The sequence below is a fragment of the Spirulina sp. LEGE 11439 genome, from assembly GCF_059821285.1.
In genome coordinates, this window is record NZ_JCAMRX010000010.1 from 34,199 (window position 1) to 55,155 (window position 20,957).

Below are 20,957 nucleotides of genomic sequence, written 5' to 3' on the forward strand. Positions count from 1 at the left end.
CCCAAAATCCCGATCGCTCTCTGTCGGAGATCGCTTTCAACATGAAGTAGAGTAAATAAACTGTAAAAAATGTTACCATTACTGGAAATCACTTTGTAACATTGGCTACATTTCATAAAAGAACAATAAAAAAGCCTTTTGGAGAAACGTTAAGATGAATACCCATACCCACAGCCACGATCGCAGCCTAGAGAATCAGGCCCAACATCCCTACTTGCTAGTGATTAGCGTATTTTTAGCCTCTTTGATCGTCGGACTCATCCCGATCGCCATTAGTAACAATTTTAGCGCCAGCAACCCCGATACAGCCCCCGTAACCTTGGGAGAAGCTGGACTCTGGAACGCCCTCGGACGCTAACAAAAAATCATTATTTTAAACCGTAACCCGATCGCGCGGCATCGTTTCCGGTGTATCTTGCCTTTCGGAAAGTTCCGAGGCGATAGATTCGGGAGTTATCACTTTGACCTGTACCGCACAAGCCTTGAGTTCCGGTTGTAAAGAATCGGGACAGGATTCGGGGTGAGTGAGGGCATTCACTTCCGCATCATAGGCCCAGAGCGCTCCCCAGTGCATGGGTGCAAAAACCGTTCCTTTCGCGATCGCCTTTGTCACCTTAGCTGTCAAACGACAGACCCCGCGCCGCGATCGCACCTCCAGCCAGTTCTCATTTTTAACGCCCAATTTCCTCGCATCGTGAGGATGAATTTCGAGGAAAGGACGAGGGTGCATTTTCACGATCTTGGCAATGCGTCCCGTCCGAGTTTGCGTGTGCCAATGCCCGTATAATCGCCCAATCGTGAGAACCAAAGGATAATCCTCATCGGGAGGTTCCGCCAACCCTCGCGAATGATATGCCGCAAAAATCGCCCGTCCATCCGGCGTATGAAACTTCAAATCCGTATACAATCGCTTACCCCGATTATTCGGTAATGGATCGTCAGTATCCGATAACTGGTGACGGGTGACGGGTGACGGGTGACTGTCAGCGCATGGCCATTGAATCGTCTTCTCGGCTTGCAAGCGATCGTAACTAATGCCCGTCATGTCGCAGGGGCGATCGCGAGTCAATTCCACAAACTCCCGATGTACCGCCGCCGAATCGGTAAAATTAAACTGTTCGGTAAACCCCAGACGGCGACCCACTTCGGCAAAAATCTCCCAATCTGCGCGAGATTCTCCCACCCGAGGCTTAAATTGAGGGCATAAAGTGACAACCCGTTCGGAATTGGTCATGGTTCCCGTTTTCTCTCCCCATTGCGCCGCCGGTAGGAGAACATGGGCATAAGCGGCGGTTTCCGTGGGATAGTAAGCATCTTGACAAATTGTAAAAGGTGAGAGTTTTAACGCCGCTTGAGTGCGATGAATATCCGGCATACTCACGGCAGGATTGGTCGCCGCAACCCACAACACCCCTACCTCTCCGCGTTCCAAACCGCGAATCATCTCCCACGCATCCAGCCCCGGTTGTGGAGAAATACTACCGGATTTCAACTCCCAAAGCGTCTCGAGTTCGGCGCGATGCTGAGGATTCTTCACGAGGCGATATCCCGGTAAAATATGGGACAATCCGCCAGCTTCTCGTCCCCCCATCGCGTTCGGTTGCCCCGTGAGGGAAAAAGGACCTGCCCCCGGCTTGCCGATATTCCCTGTCATTAAGTGAAGATTAATCAGCGTTCTCACTTTTGCCGTGCCTTCCGAGGATTGGTTTATCCCCATCGACCAGAGAGAGAGAACGCGCTTGCTATTCGCCCACCACTGCGCTACCTTTTGCAGATCGTTAAAACGAATGCCGCATTTTTTCGCCACTTCTTCCGGGGGATAATTCCAAATCACCGAAGAATAAGCGGGAAAATTGCGGGTGCATTCATCCATGAAAACACTATTGATTTTGCCCCAACGCATGAGCAAATGGGCGATACCATTGAGAAGATCGATATCGGTTCCCGGTTTAATTGCTAAATGAATATCAGCTTTTTCGGCAGTGGGAGTGCGGCGAGGATCTACCACTACCATTTTAACTTTACGGTTGCGCTTGTGATGTTTCACCAAGCGATTAAAAATAATTGGGTGACATTCGGCGGTATTGGTGCCGATTAAAAAAGCAAAATCTGTTTCTTCGAGGTCATCGTAACAACAAGGAGGACCATCCGCCCCAAAACTTTGAATGTATCCCGCCACGGCAGAAGACATACAAAGACGGGAATTTGCATCAAAATTATTGGTCCCCAAACAACCTTTTAACAGTTTTTGCGCGAGATAATAATCTTCGGTTTGAAACTGTCCCGAGCCATACATGCAAATCCCCTCCACTCCTTTCGTAAAGCGCGTGGTTTGCAAGCGGTTGACAATGCGATCGAATGCCTCATCCCAACTGACCCGGCGAAAAGGTTCATCGAGAGAGTCTCGCAGCATGGGATATTTTAAGCGATCCTTCTCCAACGACTCGGCGATGGTTGCCCCCTTGACGCAGACCATTCCTTGACTGGAGGGATGATCGCGATCGCCTCGCACGCGCCAGATAGGATTTCCTTCACTATCGCGGAGAGTCGGGCGATTGGGAAGGGCGGGCGGTAAAACTTCGAGGCCGCAGCCGACACCACAATAAGGACAAAGTGTTTTAGCCGGGTCAGTCATAATGTTTGCGGTTTAAGATTAAAGTCTAAAATAACTTAAATAAAATGCAAATTTTTATTAATAAAGCCTTTTTGGTGAGGAATAGATGTAAAAAACGCATTAAATCGGTTTATAGCGACGTTGCATGCAACGCCGCTACGGAATTGACTAGCGATCGCTATAAATCGCAGATTCATCGATCTGGTTATCGAGGGGAGGATGCACGTAACCTTCCTCGCCTTCGTGATGTTCGGAAAAAGATCCTTTGGGTTCTTTGAGGACAAACCAACAGAGGAAAGCAACGATCATTCCCGTTACTCCGAGGGTTTGAAAGAAAATGCTATTCCCTGCGGCTCCTTCTGGTAATAAGCTGAAGAGGGTTAAGTAAGCAACGGCACCCACATTACCATAAGCCCCTACATTTCCGGCAATTTGTCCGGTGATGCGACGTTTGACGAGAGGTACGATCGCAAAGGTCGATCCTTCGGCGGCTTGTACGAAGAAGGAACAGCACATGGTTAAGAGAACCGCGATGGGTAAGAACCACGTTCCTGTAACAGTACTCATCATTAAATAGCCGATCGCCATGCCTGCGGTTAATATCGCCATCGTATTTTTCCGCGATCCCAATTTGTCAGAGATCAAGCCGCCTCCCGGACGAGACATGAGGTTCATAAAAGCGTAACTCGCAGCAATCATTCCGGCAGCTTGTTTCGTTAAACCGAAAGTTCCTTCAAAGAAAGCCGGAAGCATGGAAACGACCGCCAGTTCGGAACCAAAGTTAACGATATAAGTGAGTTCGAGAATGGCAACCTGAGAGAAGTTATAACGATCTTCGGGGGGATAGTGTTTTTTCCCGATCATCAAGTCTTTGTTCACTTGCCAACAACCGTAGGCTTGAAAAAGATATAAACCCGCTAAAAATGCCCAGACAAGATAAAGAGTATTGAGGTCGAAAAAGCCAACTTTATTCAAGCGCCATGCTAACACGCCGAGAATGCCGATTAAAGGCACGTTCATCAACATTAAGAACCAGAAGTCTTTCTTCGTGGTAACTTCGATTCCACCTGCTTTACTGGGACGTTGATAGACTTTTCCGGGGGGTGTATCTTTAACGCTAAAGAAATAGATCGCGCCGTAAATGGCGGCAAAAATTCCCGTCGCCGCGATCGCCATGCGCCAATTTAACATGGCTTCTCCCGTGAGAGGATTAACCGCCCCAAAAGCGACCCAACCGGCAATCGTTGGCAGAGTAAAAGCAGCAGCCGCAGAACCAAAGTTCCCCCAACCGCCATAAATGCCCTCTGCTAACCCAATTTCTTTGGGAGGAAACCACTCGGCTACCATGCGAATGCCAATGACAAATCCTGCACCGACAATACTTAAAGCCAGACGGCTGAGAACCAATTGACTAAAGTTTTGTGCCAGTGCAAAGGTCAAACAGGGAATTGCTGCATACATTAATAACAGCGAGTAAGTAATACGCGGTCCGTATTTATCCAATAACATCCCGATAATAATTCGGGCAGGAACTGTTAAGGCAACGTTACAGATCGCGATCGTCCGAATTTGACCGATTTCTAAACCAAAATCAGCTTTTACTGATGTGGCGAAGGGGGCAAAGTTAAACCACACCACAAACGATAGAAAAAAAGCAAACCACGTTAGGTGTAAAGTGCGGTAGCGACCGCGATTAAAGTGGAGAAATAATTCACCAAGCATTCTCGATTTTAAGGGTTGTGAAACAACAAAAAGGTTAAACGATCTCTGGGATTCAAAAATGGAAGTTTAGCAATGTTTGAGGCTAAGAATTTCCATAAAGCAAATGCGTCAATTCTTCGAGGGTTTGCGAGGATTGAAATCCTTTAATTGTTCAATCTGAAATATTAGAATCACACTCTTTATTAGAGTCTTTAGTATCTCTCGATACTAAAGACAAAAAGTTATGCAAAAACAGTGATTTGTTAATTCGTTTTTTGCATAAATATATATAGCACTACGATGTTTGATTAGGACATATTTCTCTCTCTGTGTTTCTCTGTGACTCTGTGGTTCATTTTCTTCATGTCCTAATGTATTTGCGTCGTGCTATATAAAAAAAAGCTCGGCGATCGCCGAGTTTATCAATTCAGGAAAATTATCAATTCGTTTCAGGATTTTACGGTTACATCAAATTTTTCCAGCATCAATTCTTCTAAAACTGCTGGTAATTCATCGCAGGGAATTCCTTTGCGAACGCAAGTGCCGAGTTTGGCATCTTTACCGACGGTTCCTCCCATATACAGATCGACTCCTTCCACTGTTTTTCCATCTTTCCGTACTTTCGTTCCCATTAAGCCGATATCGGCGACTTGAGGCTGTCCGCAAGAGTTGGGACATCCGGTCCAATGAATGCGAATGCGATCGCCAATTTCTAATTTTTCATCCAACCCTCGGGCGACTTCGAGGGCGCGTTGTTTGGTTTCAACTAGGGCAAATTTACAAAATTGACTCCCGGTACAAGAAACTAGCGATCGCACTAAAGGAGTCGGCGCGATCGGATATTTTTGTAAAATCGGTTCTGCTAAAAGGGTCTCGATATTCTCCTGAGCCACATAGGGAATAATGACATTTTGCTCGACGGTCAAGCGCAATTCTCCTTGACCATAAACCTCGGCCAAGCGTGCCAATTCAAACATTCCTTCTGCATCAAAACGACCGACGGGAATGTGCAAACCGACATAGCTATATCCCTCTTGTTTTTGCGGATGAACGCCCAAACAATCTCGTTTGTCCCAATCAATTTCATCTTGCGGTGCTTCTGATAAAAGTTCTTTCCCAAAAACCCTTTCGACTTCACCGCGAAACTTATCAAGTCCCCATTCGTCAATCAACCACATGAGGCGAGATTTTTGTCGATTTGCCCGGGAACCATTGTCTCGGAAAACTGCCAGAATTGCACAAGACAACGTAACAACATCTTCATTGGGAGGAACCCACGCATTGAGAGGAATTGCCGCCGCACAACGCTTCGCAGAAAAGAAGCCACCCACGAGAACATTAAAACCTAATTTTCCTTCTCGATAGGCTGGAACAAAGGCAATATCATTAATTTCGGCATGGACGGAATTATCTCGTCCTCCTTCTAGGGCAATATTAAACTTACGAGGAAGATTGGTAAATGCAGGATTACCTTGACCGCTATTGGTAATAGCATCTTGCACTTTTTGGACTAATTCCCGAGTATCGATGAGTTCGTCACCATCTATCCCGGCAATGGGCGATCCGGTAATATTGCGAACGTTATCCATTCCCGACTGCATAGATGTGATTCCCACCGCAGATAACTTACGGAAAATTTCGGGCATATCTTCCAAACGCACCCCTCTCAGTTGCAGATTTTGGCGGGTGGTAATATCTGCACTGCCATCATCGCCGTAGCGTTGCACGATCTCGGCTAAAACTCGCATTCCTTGACTAGAAACAACGCCGTTGGGAGTTCGCAGGCGAAACATAAATTTACCGGGGGTAACGGGACGGTAAAAAATGCCCAGCCATTTCAGGCGTTGTTCTAAATCTGTTTTATCAACAGCTTCCCAGCCAATTTGAGCAAAATGTTCGATTTTGTCTTTCACGCTGAGTCCGTCTTTTTCTGCTTTATATTTTTCAAATTTATTGAGTTTTACGGGGGGCTTACTCGCAGTTACCATAAATTTATCCTTGTACAATGGACGTTTAAGTTCTTTACTAAAATCCTATTTTGTTAACCATAAAATTGCTCTGGCAATCTTAATGTTGTTTTAGGTTATGGGGGTTAAAGGAGGAATTTTGTAAATTTTGTTACAAATACTGTCTTTGTATGAACGTGTTGCATGAATAAAATCGCGATCGCGCATCAAAATCAAAAGTTGAGTGTGTCAACAAAAGCGATCGCCATGATTGTTCTAACTCTCAGGACGATCGCTTGGATCGCTACACTATAATTGGGGGTTGAGAAAAGCCTCACACTTTGGCTTACGCTGCCATTAAAGAAGAATTGGGCATTTTTTGTAAATAGCGATCGATTAACTTCACGGTATTTCCGACTCCATCTTCAGCGCGAATTTGTTCTCCCAACTGACGCGATCGCACTTTGATGCTCTCATTTTCCGTGACTGTTGCGATCGCTCTTGCCAAGGCTTCTACCGTGAGTTTCTTATGAGGAATAGGAGAGGGGGCAACTCCTAGCTTGTTCATGCGATCTCCCCAAAAATGCTGATCGCCACAAAAAGGAATAATTACTAATGGGATGCCAGCCCGCAAGGCTGCTGCTGTGGTTCCGGAACCCCCGTGATAGACGGCTGCTGCAACCTCGGGGAACAGCCAATTATGAGGAATGGGATCGGTAACAAATAAGCGATCGCTATTATTTTTCGGATTTAAACCTGCCCATCCTCGCATAATAATCCCGCGTTGATTGGTACGCTGCAACGCTTCAACAATAATTTCTGTTAGTTTTTCTGGATGGCGACTTGGCATGCTGCCAAAACCAATATAAATGGGGGCTTTCCCCGCAGCAAGAAAAGCTAATAAATCTGAGAGGGGTTGCCAATTCCAATTATCCTCCAAAAACCAATAACCCGATACGTGATAGTGAGAAGGCCAATCTTTGGGTTTGGTTAACACGGAAGGACTATAAGCCGCAAAAGTAGGCGGAGTTTGTGCGTGAGATTCTCCCAAAAACGGCCAAGGTTTCAACCCTAACACCTCTTGTCGCCAACGATTAATCTCTGAGCGAAAAGGCTGCCATAATAATTGTTCAATTAAAAAATGACTTCCCCAATTGTACAAACCGCCCCAATTCCTATAAGACGAAAGAAAACAAGAAGGAAATGCTTTGGTTCTTTTATAAGGTTGCAAAATGCCAGAAAAGATAGGCACTCTTAAAGCTTCGGCGATATGAGGACAGGCAAGAATTCCAATGCCATAGAGAATAGCATCAGTATCTTGACAAGCGGCAAAACAAGAATCCAGTTCTTGTCGCAAAACCGGACGAACTAACTCAGCATAATCCAGAAATAAATTAATAGGATTATCACCTCGTTCTATCCATGCCAAACCTGCTTCTTTGCAGATAAAATCTTTAAAATCAGCACCTAAAGGTGTAAATTCTAAGCCTCGATTTTGGATAAAATTTCTAAAGGATGGTGTTGCAGCAAGACGTACTCGATAACCAATTTTTTGTAAACCGACCCCGAGGGCAACAAAGGGTTGAATATCTCCTCGCGACCCGACAGCAATCATTGTTAAGTGCATGATCAAAAAACGGATAGAAGTAATGCAGACTTTCACATTTATAGCAATATTTCTTTCCTAATTTATCCGTGCTTTTGCGACTTTTAGTAGTTTTGAGATTAACTTAAAACTGAATCCTCCGCGAATCTACCCAATAATCGCGCAAACCTTCACATTTATAGTGGATTCTCTCTCTAATTTATCTATCCATATCCTATTATTAGTAGTTTTGAGATTAACTTAAAACCCGATCGCTCGTGAATCCACCCAAGAACCGTCGGCCAATTTTGCCCAAGCGATACCATTCGCCAGCGATCGCTCTTTGGTCACTCGTAGTTTTTCTCCGTTTTGCACAGATCCAATCGTTTCCCCGTTGGGGCGATCGTATTTTTTGGTGTTTTGGGTGGCAGGAAATTGGCCGCGATCGCCTTGGAAATTCTGGGTTAATGCAGCAGCATCTACGACAAAACGATTGGCGGGATCGATAAAAGCATTTGATGAATTGCCAGAATTAGCCAAAGATTGCGCTTCTATTCCTTGTAAAAAATCTTTGGCGATCCAAGTCCCTTGATGAGTTTGCGCCCAAGTATAGCCTCCTTGCGATCGCTCTTGTCCTGTTAATATCACTAAAGTGCCTTCCGGTAGAGAGCCAACTCGTTCCCCGTTGGGAGTGCGACGAAGGTTTGCACCCACTTTGCTTGAGGTCGTTACTCTTGCTTGGGTCGAGATTTGCGAGGAGGCGATTTGTCGGGGTGTTTTTGGCAAAGTTACGGGCTGCAAAAAGGTTTTCGCGAGCCAACCCCCTCGGGATATCTGCACCCAACGATAGCCGCCGATCTGCCGTTCTTCCCCGGTCAATGAGACTGATGTACCATCGGGAAGACCGCCAATTTTTGCACCATTGGGGGTCGATCGCAGGTTAATCCCTTGGCGATCGGGGGTACGGACAACGGCTTGGAGAATTTGTCCGCCTGTATTTTTGGCAACACTTAAACCTAACGTTGAGAGGGTTTCCTGACCTGCAATCCCATCCACCCATTGCAAATTCTGACGCTTTTGATAGTCTCGCACGGCGCGTTGGGTTTGAGCGCCATAAATGCCATCTACAGTAATTCCTAACGCTTGCTGAATTTGAATCACGGTATCCCCTCGACTGCCTAAGCGATAGGCGATCGCGTGGCTGGGAGGACTGGTTGCAGAGAGAATAGATAACAGCACAAAAGTTCCAGTGAATAAGCCGATTTGTGACGAGTCCGGTAAATTTAAGGGTTTGCCTTTGCGATCGCAAGGGTTTTCATAAGAAGCGGTATAGTAGGTAAACGCAAGAGTTTCCATGATGGGCAAGGGAACGAGGAATGAGAAAGATTTCTACTATTTTATGCAAATCTAGGGCAAGTCAGACAGGGGGAATGACGCGAATTCTGTTTCTTTTCCTGATGATTTTCGCCGGATCTTCTCTCGGAGGCTGTCAGGATTTTGTCTCGAATGTTCGGGCTAAACGCTATCGCCAAACCTTAATTAATCAATTTAGCGATCGCTTTCGCACTATTGATTGTGGGAGTTTTGACATTCCTCCAACGATTGAAAATGCAATTTGCGGTCATGTAACCGTGCCGGAATTTCACGATCGCCCCGATGAGAAAACCATCAAAATTGCCGTAGCGATCTTTCCCAATACTCAAAATAAGCCCGTTGCCGATCCTTTGGTGATGATACAGGGGGGGCCGGGTGCTTCAACGTTAAGTTTTTTTCCGGTCGGTTTTGTTCCACAAAATTTTCTCGCCTCTTTACAAGATCGACGGGATATTATTTTAATCGAGCAGAGGGGAACAAAATATTCTCAACCGAACCTTTTTTGTCCCGAAGTTCGCAAAGTGGCGTTAGCAATTCTCAGAGCTAAAAGTCAGAATAAAAAACAAACAATTGAGAAATTAAATCGCAAAGCCTTTACCGATTGTCGCGATCGCTTGCAAAAGGAAGGGGTTAATTTTTCAGCCTATAACGGTTGGGAAAGTGCGGCGGATATGGCGATGATTTTTGAGGTTCTCGATTACGATCGCGTCAATTTTTACGGCATTTCTTATGGTGCGGAAGTGGCGCAGTTGTTGATGAAACGAGCGCCCGATCGCTTGCGATCGGTGATTTTAGATGCGGTTGCACCGACTTCGATTTATCGCGATCGCTATATTCCGCGATCGGCGAGCCATTCTCTCCGACAAGTGTTTGCCAGTTGTCTTGCTGATGAAATTTGCAATAAAAATTATCCTAATTTGGAAAAGGTATTTTTTACCATGATTGACGATCTCAATCGCAGTCCAATAACGCTGGCGATCGAGATAAAAGAGGAAAAAGATGCTCTGAAAATTCCTTTTAATGGCGATTCTTTTTTGCTTTATACTTATTTGAATTTATATAATAGCGGTTTTGCCAGTATTCTTCCCAAATATATTTATGAAGCAAAAGATAAACAGAATTATACTTGGCTTGCAGCGACGATCGCGGGAAAATTAAAAGGGTCGAGTTTGGCAAAAGCAGCCTATAGTAGTTATCGTTGCGCCCAACAAGATTACGTGCAGCAAAGTCGCAATGCTTTTATCGATACTTTTTTTACAGCACCTGCATTTAGGCAAGCAGAGAAAGCGATTCAACGCGATAATTTATATTGCGAATTATTTGCGATCGCGCCCTTACCGCAAAAAATATATACTCAAGTTCAGAGTCAAACTCCGACTTTATTAATTAATGGCCAATACGATCCGATTTTACCTTTGCCGTTCAGTTTAGTTGTTTCTCAAACTCTCTCAAAGGCTTATATTTATAATTATCCCGGTATCAGTCACGGTTCTTTGATTTCCGGTCATTCTTGCCCTGTAAAAATGGTATCAGAATTCCTCGAAAACCCCGATCGCTCTCCCAATGATGATTGTATTTCCGCCATGAAAACGGAGTTTATCAACTGGTAGTTTATTATTCATTGAAATGCCCTTCTTTTAACTGGCTGATGGGAGGCTTTTTGTAGTCTCCCAGTTTGCAGAGTCATGGCGATCGCGATCGATTTCTAAAAGAATATTACGAATCAATCGTGCGGCGACTTTCTGTACTAATCCATTCGCAATTTGTTGTCCCATTGCCTGCGTTTCCGATTTAGATAAAATCTTGGGGACTAAGGATAAGAACATAAACGGATCGAATCCTTGGGTTTCCTGTAATATCTGCCAAATATTTTGGATGCGATCGAGATTATTAGGGGAAATACTTTGTAATTCTGTTGGCATATCTAATGAACTCATGCCAATTTTTTGACGCACGGTAGTCGAAAAATCAAACAGAGTTTTTCGACCAAAAATATCGATCGCCAGTACGATTTCATCGACTAATTTCATGCGAATAAAATCGCCGCGTTCCGAAAAAATAAAATCTAAGGCTTGACTAACCGCAAACTCGAAATCATAATCTTGAGAATCGCGAGCATTGCGTAAAAGATTTTCTAAGCGATTCCAACGAAAACTCCCATCTTTAAACAACAAATCTCGTAAAGACGATCGTAGTTCTGAGGAAGGATCGGTTAATAATCGTTTAGCAATATAAGGATAAGCCTTACTTAATACTTTAAAATTTGGATCGATCCCGATCGCAATCCCTTCCAGTGTTACCAAAGAGCGAATAATTAACGCATAATAAGCAGGAACGCGAAAGGGAAATTCATACATCATTTCTGACATTTGTTCGGTAATACTTTTGAAGTTCAGTTCCGCAACACTTGCTCCTAAAGCATTACCAAAAACATTCGTTAACGCCGGAATAATCGGCCGCAAATCTGTATCTTCTGTTAAAAATTCTAATTTTATATAATCTTCAGCTAAAGATTCAAAATCTCGATTGACCAAATGTACGACAGCTTCAATTAACCCATAACGCTGATAGGGTTTAATGCGGCTCATCATGCCAAAGTCTAAATAAGCTAATTTGCCATCTCGCGTTGCTAATAAATTACCGGGATGGGGATCGGCATGAAAAAAACCATGTTCGAGAAGTTGGCGCAAGGAACATCCTACACCGACTTCAACGAGATGTGTTGCATCGATTCCTCGTGCTTGAACTTCTTCTAAATTGGTTAATTTTGTGCCTTCAATCCATTCCATTGTTAGCACTCGTCTCCCGGTATAATCCCAATAGATCTTCGGGATGTAAATTTCTGGTAAATATCCGTATAATTCGGCAAACAACTCGGCATTTCGTCCCTCGAGCTCGTAATCCATTTCTTCAAAAATTCGCCCGGCAAATTCATCGGCAATTCCTACCACATCACTGCGAAGGCGCTTAATGTTATTCTTCGCCCAAATTGCCAACCTTCGCATAATATAAACATCGAGGGTAATACTTTCAATTAAATCCGGTCGCTGCACTTTTACAGCAACGCTTTCTCCTGTTTTTAATTTCCCTTTATAAACTTGTCCGAGGGAGGCTGCTGCGACGGGTTGGGGACTGAGTTCGGTATAAATATATTCTGGGCGATCGCAGAGTTCTTCTTCAATAAATTGATAAGCAATTTCGTTAGGAAAAGGAGGTAATTGATCTTGTAAACGTGCCAATTCTTCCATGTAAACCGCAGAAATCAGATCGGGGCGCGTTGAGAGTGCCTGTCCGACTTTAATATAAGTGGGACCGAGTTGGGTGAGTATTTCGCGTAATTGTACGGCACGATTTCTCTCATTACGGGAAATTTTTCCCCAAAGTTTGTCCCACCGCAGTCCAACAATAAAGCCTAAAAAATACCAGAGAATTTTAAAAATACGCCCGAAAACCGCAAAAGTGTGCTTCTGATAGTAAGCCATAATGAAATCGGGGTCGTAATGTCCGATTTCAGCCGTTGAGAGGTTCTCTGGATCGCGATCGCGGCTATTGGCTTCTGCTGCATCAATAGTAAAAACGTTCTCGTCTGGTAAAGAAGAATTGCGATCGCGTTGCGGTGGGGCTGCGGTTGGGGGCATGGGGATAGTGGTAAAAAGGGAAATAATGCTTAGTTTTTGGGCTTTGTCTCAATTATAAATTATTGTAACAATTTCTTGATTAATTTAGCGATCGCGTTTTTTGCGACGGTGGCGATCGCTTGCTCTAGTCAAATATTTTCTTGGAACTGAATGTGTTAGATGGTAATGCTTTGTCGGGTTTTACTTTTGCTCAACCCAACTTATCAGATCGAGCGATCGTACTTGGATAATGTATGGCTTCACAATTACAACCGCAAATGTAACGCCTTGTTCTTTGACAATTGCTCCATCAATCTGCATAAATAACTCCGTTTTGTATGTTGTTTTTTGTGGTAAAATACTTTATTTGAGTTTACCTTAACTGTAATACCTGCATTGCTGTCAAAGGAGACTCTTGACCTAATTCTGATAACAGAGTAGACGCGATCGCAGTATCTCCCGAAAACACGGCTTCTTCATAAAGTCCTGCGACCAAAGTTAACACGGTAATCTGTTCTTGTATCGGGTCAATAATCCAATATTCAGTAATTCCTCGAGATTGGTATTGAGAGCGTTTATAACGATAATCTCGTTCGGTATTTTCTCGTCCGGGGCTAACAACTTCTACAACCAATTGAGGAGGAGGCATATCTAAGGTAACAATCGAGCGAGTTGCTCCTTCCATTACTTGTGCTAACTCTTCCGTTAGCACCAATAAATCTGGGACGCGAACTGTTGTCCTGCTCCCACTCACCGCGACTTCTGTTGTTTGAGTTAACTGAGAACCGGGAATTCCCAGTTGGGCAAAATAAAGCAACAAAAAAATCTCGATTCGTCGATTGATTTCACTCTCACTTGTCATTAATAAGAGTCTCCCATCTTCTAGCTCGTAACGAGCATCCGTACCATCATCATAGTTGAGAAAGTTCTCTAAAGACATGATTTCCGAAGCGATCGCTGCTGGCGTGGCTACTGCATTTGTCATGTGTGCTCATCCTCCCGGAGTTGCAATTGAGTAATACTTTTGAATTATAGCAAAGATGGAAACGCGATCGCGCTTTAGGTAATTTTCTCCTTGGGCTTCTCTCCAGTCTGTGTGGGTATTGGTAAAGTAGGGAGATATCGCGACACCGGCCTCAATTCACGAGAGAAACAGAATGTTATTGTCACTGAGAATTGAAAATTTTGCCCTCGTCGATCGCCTCGAACTCGAATTCGGCCAAGGTTTAAATGTATTAACGGGAGAAACAGGGGCGGGAAAATCAATTATTCTCGATGCCATTAATGCGGCATTGGGAGGGAAAATATCCAGTCGCTTTATCCGCACGGGCAGTCAAAAAGCCGTAGTAGAAGGAACCTTTTTACTCAACGACGCGATCGCCAACTGGTTGACAGCACAAGAAATCGAACCGATCGAAGAAGGTTGCGTCATTTGCGCCCGAGAACTTGCCGTCACCGCCAAGAATTTTCGCTCTCGTTCCCGTATTAACGGCGTTCTCGTCAATCGTAATATTATTGCCCAATTGCGCGATCGCTTGGTGGAAATCACTGCCCAAGGGCAAACAGTGCAGCTATTTAACCCTAACCGTCAGCGCGAGTTATTGGACGCTTACGGGGGCGAGTCCCTCTTACCCGCCCGTGGGGTCGTCACTCACCGCTACGAAGCCGCCAAAGCTGCGAGAGATGCCTTAGAACAGCGCCAGAAGTCGGAACAGGAACGCTTGCAACGCATCGACTGGCTCAAATTCCAAATGCAAGATATCGAAACCGCAGAACTTCACGATCCCGAAGAACTCGAAAAGCTCGAACAAGAAAGCGATCGCCTCTCTCATGTCGTCGAATTGCAAAATCTTAGTTACGAAACTTATCAACTTCTTTATCAGAGTGACGGGGAAGAAGAGGCGATCGCGGATCGGCTGGCAAAATCAGAAAGTTTGCTTCAGGAAATGGTGGGCTACGATGCTCAGCTAGAATCCATTTTAGATATGGTTCGCAGTGCCATTACCCAAGTTGTGGAAGCCGGACAGCAACTGAGCAGTTATGGAGATAGTTTGGAGTCAGATCCTCAACGGTTAGAAGAAGTTGAAGAACGCATTCGCAACCTCAAACAGATTTGCCGCAAATATGGACCCGACCTTAAAGACGCGATCGCCTATTATGAAAACTTGCAGGCAGAACTCGAACAACTCACCGATCGCGGTCAATCCCTCGAAAGTTTAGAGCAAACTTATCAAGAACGCCAGCAAGACCTGATTGCAGCTTGCAAAATCTTAACCCAACACCGCCAAGTTGCTGCCAAGCACCTTGCCCAACGACTGATCGGCGAACTCAAACCCCTCGCAATGGACAAAGTTCGTTTTGAGTGTCACCTGATTCCCATTATCCCCACCGCTAACGGCGGCGATCGCGTGGAATTCCACTTTTCTCCCAACCCCGGCGAACCCGTGCAACCCCTCTCGGAAACCGCTTCAGGAGGAGAAATGAGCCGCTTTCTCCTCGCCCTCAAAGCCTGCTTTTCCCAAGCCGAAACCCGTGCTAAAAGTCAGAAAACTTTGATATTTGATGAAATCGATGCGGGAGTTTCTGGGAAAATCGCCGAAGCGATCGCAGAAAAGTTACATCAACTCAGCACCCCCCTACAAATCCTCTGCGTTACCCATCAACCCTTAATTGCCGCCCTCGCCGATCGTCATTTTCGCGTCGATAAACGGGTGGAAAAACAAACAACCCGCTCTCTCTCTTCAGAGAAAAATGGGAAAGATAACGCTAAACTAGCAGTATATCGGGACGAACCTCGAACCCTCGTGCGCGTTACCCGTTTGGAGCGCCACGACAGCCGCAGAGACGAACTCGCACAGTTAGCGGGAGGACACTCGGCTCGCGAGGCTTCTGCTTTTGCCGAATCCTTACTCGCTCGAGCGGCAACCCGTCGTGAAGGAACAGACAATTCACACCAGCCATTGAAAAAAAAATAAAGATTTATTAAAGTTCCATTAATGTACAAACCCAATCCTCGCAGTAAACTAAGGAAAAAATTGCGATTGTCGTGACAAAATTGCGATCGCCCAGAGTTTAATCGCTAGAATACAGTCAACCCGACCTACCCAAACCCCTCAATATTTCCAAATCTATAAAACAAAACGAATATGACTGCTGCATCTCCTAAACCAACTGTATTAGAACATACCGGGCAAACCATTGATATTAGCGCAGCCCCTGATGATGGAGAGCAAAATGGCGCAAGTCCCCAAGCGGGAGCGAGTAATGGCTCTTCTGGCAGCGCCCTCGTTACGGCAAAAGGAACATTCTCCAGTTTCCTTGCGCCGCTTAACAAAGAGTCATTCCAAAAAGTCGTTGTAGATGTTGAGGACAAACTCAAAGTTGTCAATCAAACCCTATCTTTACTCGATAGCGTTTTGGATAGCGAGGGGTTTGATGCAATTCTTGATGAAATGTTGCGATCGATTACCCTGAAAACCGGGGAATTACTCGCCGCAGATCGCACGACGATCTATTTACTTGATGACGATCAAGATGAACTTTGGTCCATCGTCGCCAAAGGGAGCGATGGCAAACCGATTGAAATTCGCATTCCCGTGGGACAAGGAATAGCGGGAGAAGTAGCGCAGTTTAAGCAAGTCATTAACATTCCCTTCGATTTTTACGACGATCCGCGATCGGCCGCCGCCAAAAAATTCGATCAAAAGAATAACTACCGAACTTATTCCATGTTGGCATTGCCTCTCGTCAAAGAATCAGATGCAGGAGAAGAAGCAGAATTGGTGGCCGTCGTCCAGTTAATTAATAAATTAACCCCCAATTACAATCCCCAAGATTCCCTTGACGATCGCATTTCCCATCAAGGATTTACCGAAGACGATTTAGAAGTTTTTGAGAATTTTGCTCCCTCCATTCGTCTCATTCTCGAATCCTCGCGATCGTTCTACAAGGCCACGCAAAAACAACGAGCGGCCAATGCCTTAATTGAAGCCACCAACTCTTTAAGTAAAGGGAATTTAGACTTAGATACCACCTTAAAAACGGTGATGGATGCGGCGAAAAAATTGATGAACGCCGATCGCAGTACCCTCTGGCTCATCGATCGCGATAAAAACGACCTCTGGACCAAAATTCCCCTTCCCGATGGCTCCCTCAAGGAATTGCGCGTTCCCGTTGGGGTGGGTTTTGCGGGACAAGTGGCAGAAAGTGGCAATATTTTAAACATCGGCTTTGACCTTTACGACCACCCCGACTCGGAAACCTCGAAAAAATTTGACCCTGCCAATGGCTATCGGACTTGCAGTATGCTCTGTATGCCGGTTTATAACTCCGATAACGAGTTGATTGGCGTAACCCAATTGGTGAACAAGCTCAAGCAAGGAGAACATCCAGACTACGATCCCTCCACTTGGCCGGAACCGCCGGAAAAATGGAAAGCGAGCTTTAATCGCAGCGATCAGGAGTTTATGAAGGCATTTAACATTCAAGCGGGAGTCGCCCTGCAAAATGCCACCCTTTTCGCCAAGGTACAACAGCAAGAGCAAATGCAGCGCGACATGTTGCGGAGTTTAACCAATGGGGTCATTTCGACAGACAAGAAAGGGGTTATTCTCGCCGCTAATGAAAAAGCCAAAGAATTGCTCGGGTTTGATGATAACAACCCTCTCGAAGGCAAATTAATGAGCGAATTGGTGGAAATTAAAGGCAAAGATGTGACCGATAAAAGCGATGTGGCGAAGAAAGGCGAGTTTTCCGAATGGTTCAATCGTGCCTTACATCCCAAAGAAGACAAAGACCAAGAGCAATATTATCCCGATAAAATCATTATGTCGGCAGCAGGAGAAGAACACAGCGTCAACTTATCAATTAACTCCATTTCCGATACAGCAGATTCCACGAATGTCTATGGGGCGTTGGTGGTGATGGATGACATCAGCGATGAAAAACGCCTCAAGAGTACCATGTACCGCTATATGAACCAAGAGTTAGCGGAACAATTGCTTGATGGAGGTGAATTGAGAATGGGAGGCGATCGCAAGGAAGTTTCGGTACTCTTCTCAGATATTCGCAGCTATACTTCTCTGACGGAAAAACTGCAAGCCGAAGAAGTCGTAGCCATGCTGAACGAGTATTTCGAGAGTATGGTTGAGTCCGTCTTCAATCACAAAGGCATTCTCGATAAATATATTGGAGATGCCATGATGGCAGTCTTCGGCACCCCCAACGAACTTCCGGATCACGCCATGAAATCCGTAGAAGCCGCTTTGGATATGCGGGTACGCCTTGCTGCTTTCAATAAAAAACGGAGGGAAGAAAGGAAACAAGTCATCCGCATTGGTATTGGGATTAACTCTGATTATGTGATTAGCGGGAATATCGGTTCGAGCAAACGGATGGAATTTACGGCGATCGGCGATGGGGTCAACTTAAGTTCTCGTTTGGAAGGTGCGAGTAAACAGTATGGTTGCGATCTGGTGATTAGCGAGAATACTTATCGTCAATGCGAGAATGCACTCATGGTCCGAGAATTAGACTGCATTCGCGTGAAAGGAAAAACGCAACCCGTCGCTGTGTATGAATTGATCTCCCAACGCGGGGAAGAAGAGAAACACATTACCCCAGAATTGGAAATGGAAAAGGAGGATCATCCCGAGAAAGAAGCAGAAATCTCAGCGCAGCAACAAAAAATTATTGCTAATAAACAACTAATTATCGAGCTTTATAACAAGGGGCGAGAAGTGTACCTGAACCGCAATTTTGGTTTGGCTCATAATTATTTTGCGAATATCCTCGAACTCGATTTTAAGGATAAAGCTGCTCGCTTGCACATGGATCGGTGTCATCACTTTATCCAAAATCCTCCGGAAGATGATTGGGATGGAGTTTGGACGATGACAACTAAGTAAAAGTAAAGAATATCTGCACTTTTTTCCTCGATTGCAAATTGCAAATAGGCATGATGATACACTAAAGGAATATACTATTTCCCTAGCTTCATGAGCCATTTAGAGGAAGACAAAAATCCGGCGATCGCTGATTCAACCCAGTGGATTTTAACTGCCTTAACTGACAAATTAGAACAAACTCGCAAAGTTAACGAACAATTACAAGAATCTAACGGTAGAGCGATCGCGGCACTGGCTAATAAGTTTCAAGACGACCAAAAAGCCGAACTGGAACTCATTCAAGCGAATACTATGGCCATCTCAAATTTAATTGGCACATTGGATAAATTGCAATCGGGGCAAATGTCCATGACCCAAATTATGTACGAGAAACAAACGATTCTCAAAGACTTTCGCAATATTATCAATACGATTTTACAGAAAAGCGATCGCTATCAGCAAGAAACCTGTCGACAAATTGAAACGATTGCGAAAGAGGTGATGTCTTTACAAAAAGATTTCGCGCAAATGCAAAAAGATATTATTCAGATATTACAAGAGTTGTCTACTGAACGAAATCGAGAACGAGAATAAATACTCAATCGATGATATTAATGAACGTCATTGATTTAATTGATTTCTTGGTCTGGCACAACAGAAAAGAATTTGAAATGGGCAAGATATCTGGAATCGATCGCGGGTCCTCTGTAGTCCCTAGGGAGGGAAACAAAGCTGAATTGATTTGCGTCATTGGATTTCAGGATCGAAAATGAGCATTCGGTTTATTTTTTTCTCTCAAAATCCCTTCCTGACTTGACCTCGCATTCTTTTATTAGAGAGAATGAATTAGGGAACATCTACAACCATCTACATCTACAACGATACTATCTATCATTTAACTTCGCTCTCCTCTGGAGACTAGGATCGATGAACCCGAAACTCTTCGTGATTGCAATTTCTATTTTTCTGACACTAACCACACCTTTTCTCGCTCGAGCGAAAAATTTGAGCCAAACCCGCAAAACAGTGAAAGCGACGCTCCGCAACCGCGCCCCCCAATTGTTTTCAGAGCAGGTGTCCTGCGATACAGTAATCTCTGTTAGCGGTAAGTTTAACAAACTTTGCCGCCGCAATTACAGTGAGCAGTGAACAGTTATCAGTTATCAGTTATCAGTGAACGGCCAATGCTAGTGGGGTTTTAGGTGTAGTTCGTAAGTGCAGAAAGCAGGCTTTTCTCGTTCGATAATTTCGCGAATTAAGTCTTCATTCAAGCGATCGCCTTCTCTCGGATGCAACACCACTTTAATATGATAAGATTTGCCACCGCCAAGTTCATTCTCCGGACCCAACCAAACTCCACCCAGGACAAAATTCTGGCTCGACCCCTCTTCAATGATAATATCCGTTTCTTCTAAACCCGTGTAGATTTCCAGAAGCCAGCGCAACCCTTGACGAGTCCCTCGCCAACGATAGATTTTCATGGCATTGCGAAGCAGGCGGCGTTGTTGTTTTTCATTCCAACGGGGATCGAGGGGCCATTCCACCCAACGGGCGAGAAAAGGGAGGAGAGATTTGGGTGCGGTGAGGGGATCGAGATAAGCCCAAAGGGTTTCTGTAGTTTGGACGATGGGATCGAAGGCTTCTTCAAAAATACTGAGGAAACGCCCCATAAAATCTCGCTCGCCATAAAAGGTAGGGAGAAAATTCAAATAGGAACTAGAAGGGCGGATAAAGACGGAAAGTACTTGCTCTGCGACTAATTGTTTGAGGGTTTCTCTCTCTTTTTTGGCGTAAAGGCGAAAATAGATTTGATAGTTCAATTGCAAGCGATCGCGAAGGCGATCGATGGCGAGTTGATGCTCAAAAAAATCACTGGAAATAAAAAAAGCAAGACTGTGCTTAATGTGGGTTCCGGGTTGAATATTGTCTAAACTATCGGGAAAACGCCAATCTTGTAGCGAGCGATCGCTAATGGTTAAATTTTCTGGCAATTCACCATCAATTTTAAACTCTAGAGTGAGGGGAGATTGCCAATTATTTTCGAGTTGAATGAGGACTCTGCTCGGTTCCCCGGGATAGAGGAGAAGATTCTCATTTTGTGCGAAATTTTCTGGGGTGATATCCCGTCGCCCCAAACCGGAAAGCTCTCCTCCAGCTAAATCTACCGCTTCGGTAGGTTTCAGGGAAGTAATGCTCAATTTAACGCTTGGGGTGGGTTGAGATGGGGACATTCTA

Annotated in this window: 13 protein-coding genes; 5 read left to right on the forward strand and 8 right to left on the reverse strand. The window is 44.8% G+C overall.

Going from position 1 to position 20,957, the window contains the following annotated elements:
• The first annotated feature begins 154 nt into the window (after nucleotides 1-154).
• Complete coding sequence (locus tag AC6RV6_RS09485) at nucleotides 155-358, forward strand: hypothetical protein (protein ID WP_500240597.1); 204 nt, start codon at nucleotides 155-157, stop codon at nucleotides 356-358.
• 15 nt (nucleotides 359-373) lie between these two features.
• Here AC6RV6_RS09485 and AC6RV6_RS09490 read toward each other — a convergent pair whose 3' ends face one another.
• The 5 genes from AC6RV6_RS09490 to AC6RV6_RS09510 all read right to left on the reverse strand — a co-directional run bounded on the left by AC6RV6_RS09490 (nucleotide 374) and on the right by AC6RV6_RS09510 (nucleotide 9,202).
• Nucleotides 374-2,635: a molybdopterin oxidoreductase family protein gene (locus AC6RV6_RS09490; protein WP_500240598.1), complete on the reverse strand. Its 2,262-nt coding sequence runs from the start codon at nucleotides 2,633-2,635 to the stop codon at nucleotides 374-376.
• A 147-nt stretch (nucleotides 2,636-2,782) separates the two neighbouring features.
• Nucleotides 2,783-4,336: an MFS transporter gene (locus AC6RV6_RS09495; protein ID WP_500240599.1), complete on the reverse strand. Its 1,554-nt coding sequence runs from the start codon at nucleotides 4,334-4,336 to the stop codon at nucleotides 2,783-2,785.
• 428 nt (nucleotides 4,337-4,764) lie between these two features.
• Nucleotides 4,765-6,303 carry a ferredoxin--nitrite reductase gene (locus tag AC6RV6_RS09500; protein WP_500240600.1) on the reverse strand — a complete coding sequence of 513 codons (1,539 nt, stop codon included), beginning with the start codon at nucleotides 6,301-6,303 and terminating at the stop codon, nucleotides 4,765-4,767.
• A 304-nt stretch (nucleotides 6,304-6,607) separates the two neighbouring features.
• Nucleotides 6,608-7,888, reverse strand: coding sequence for a glycosyltransferase (locus AC6RV6_RS09505; RefSeq protein ID WP_500240601.1), 1,281 nt, complete (start codon nucleotides 7,886-7,888; stop codon nucleotides 6,608-6,610).
• Nucleotides 7,889-8,107: 219 nt separating this feature from the next.
• The gene (locus AC6RV6_RS09510) at nucleotides 8,108-9,202 is read right to left on the reverse strand and encodes a peptidoglycan-binding domain-containing protein (protein WP_500240602.1); all 1,095 of its coding nucleotides are present in this window, start codon (nucleotides 9,200-9,202) and stop codon (nucleotides 8,108-8,110) included.
• A gap of 20 nt (nucleotides 9,203-9,222) precedes the next feature.
• Here AC6RV6_RS09510 and AC6RV6_RS09515 point away from each other — a divergent pair, with 20 nt between their 5' ends.
• Nucleotides 9,223-10,830, forward strand: a complete 1,608-nt coding sequence (locus AC6RV6_RS09515; protein WP_500240603.1) for an alpha/beta hydrolase — start codon at nucleotides 9,223-9,225, stop codon at nucleotides 10,828-10,830.
• Nucleotides 10,831-10,857: 27 nt separating this feature from the next.
• On the opposite strand, the gene AC6RV6_RS09520 is transcribed toward AC6RV6_RS09515, so the two are convergent.
• Together AC6RV6_RS09520 and AC6RV6_RS09525 are read right to left on the reverse strand one after the other, a co-directional pair.
• Nucleotides 10,858-12,858, reverse strand: coding sequence for an ABC1 kinase family protein (locus AC6RV6_RS09520; RefSeq protein WP_500240604.1), 2,001 nt, complete (start codon nucleotides 12,856-12,858; stop codon nucleotides 10,858-10,860).
• Nucleotides 12,859-13,210: 352 nt separating this feature from the next.
• The gene (locus tag AC6RV6_RS09525) at nucleotides 13,211-13,822 is read right to left on the reverse strand and encodes a Uma2 family endonuclease (protein ID WP_500240605.1); all 612 of its coding nucleotides are present in this window, start codon (nucleotides 13,820-13,822) and stop codon (nucleotides 13,211-13,213) included.
• Between the two features lie 172 nt (nucleotides 13,823-13,994).
• Here AC6RV6_RS09525 and recN point away from each other — a divergent pair, with 172 nt between their 5' ends.
• The 3 genes from recN to AC6RV6_RS09540 all read left to right on the forward strand — a co-directional run bounded on the left by recN (nucleotide 13,995) and on the right by AC6RV6_RS09540 (nucleotide 19,316).
• On the forward strand, nucleotides 13,995-15,812 hold the full coding sequence (gene recN, locus AC6RV6_RS09530; RefSeq protein ID WP_500240606.1) for a DNA repair protein RecN: 1,818 nt from the start codon (nucleotides 13,995-13,997) through the stop codon (nucleotides 15,810-15,812).
• A 171-nt stretch (nucleotides 15,813-15,983) separates the two neighbouring features.
• Complete coding sequence (locus tag AC6RV6_RS09535) at nucleotides 15,984-18,743, forward strand: GAF domain-containing protein (protein ID WP_500240607.1); 2,760 nt, start codon at nucleotides 15,984-15,986, stop codon at nucleotides 18,741-18,743.
• 90 nt (nucleotides 18,744-18,833) lie between these two features.
• Nucleotides 18,834-19,316: a hypothetical protein gene (locus tag AC6RV6_RS09540; RefSeq protein WP_500240608.1), complete on the forward strand. Its 483-nt coding sequence runs from the start codon at nucleotides 18,834-18,836 to the stop codon at nucleotides 19,314-19,316.
• Nucleotides 19,317-19,909: 593 nt separating this feature from the next.
• On the opposite strand, the gene AC6RV6_RS09545 is transcribed toward AC6RV6_RS09540, so the two are convergent.
• Entirely contained in the window at nucleotides 19,910-20,953 is a 1,044-nt protein-coding gene (locus tag AC6RV6_RS09545) for a phage tail protein (protein WP_500240609.1), read from the reverse strand.
• Between the last annotated feature and the right edge of the window lie 4 nt (nucleotides 20,954-20,957).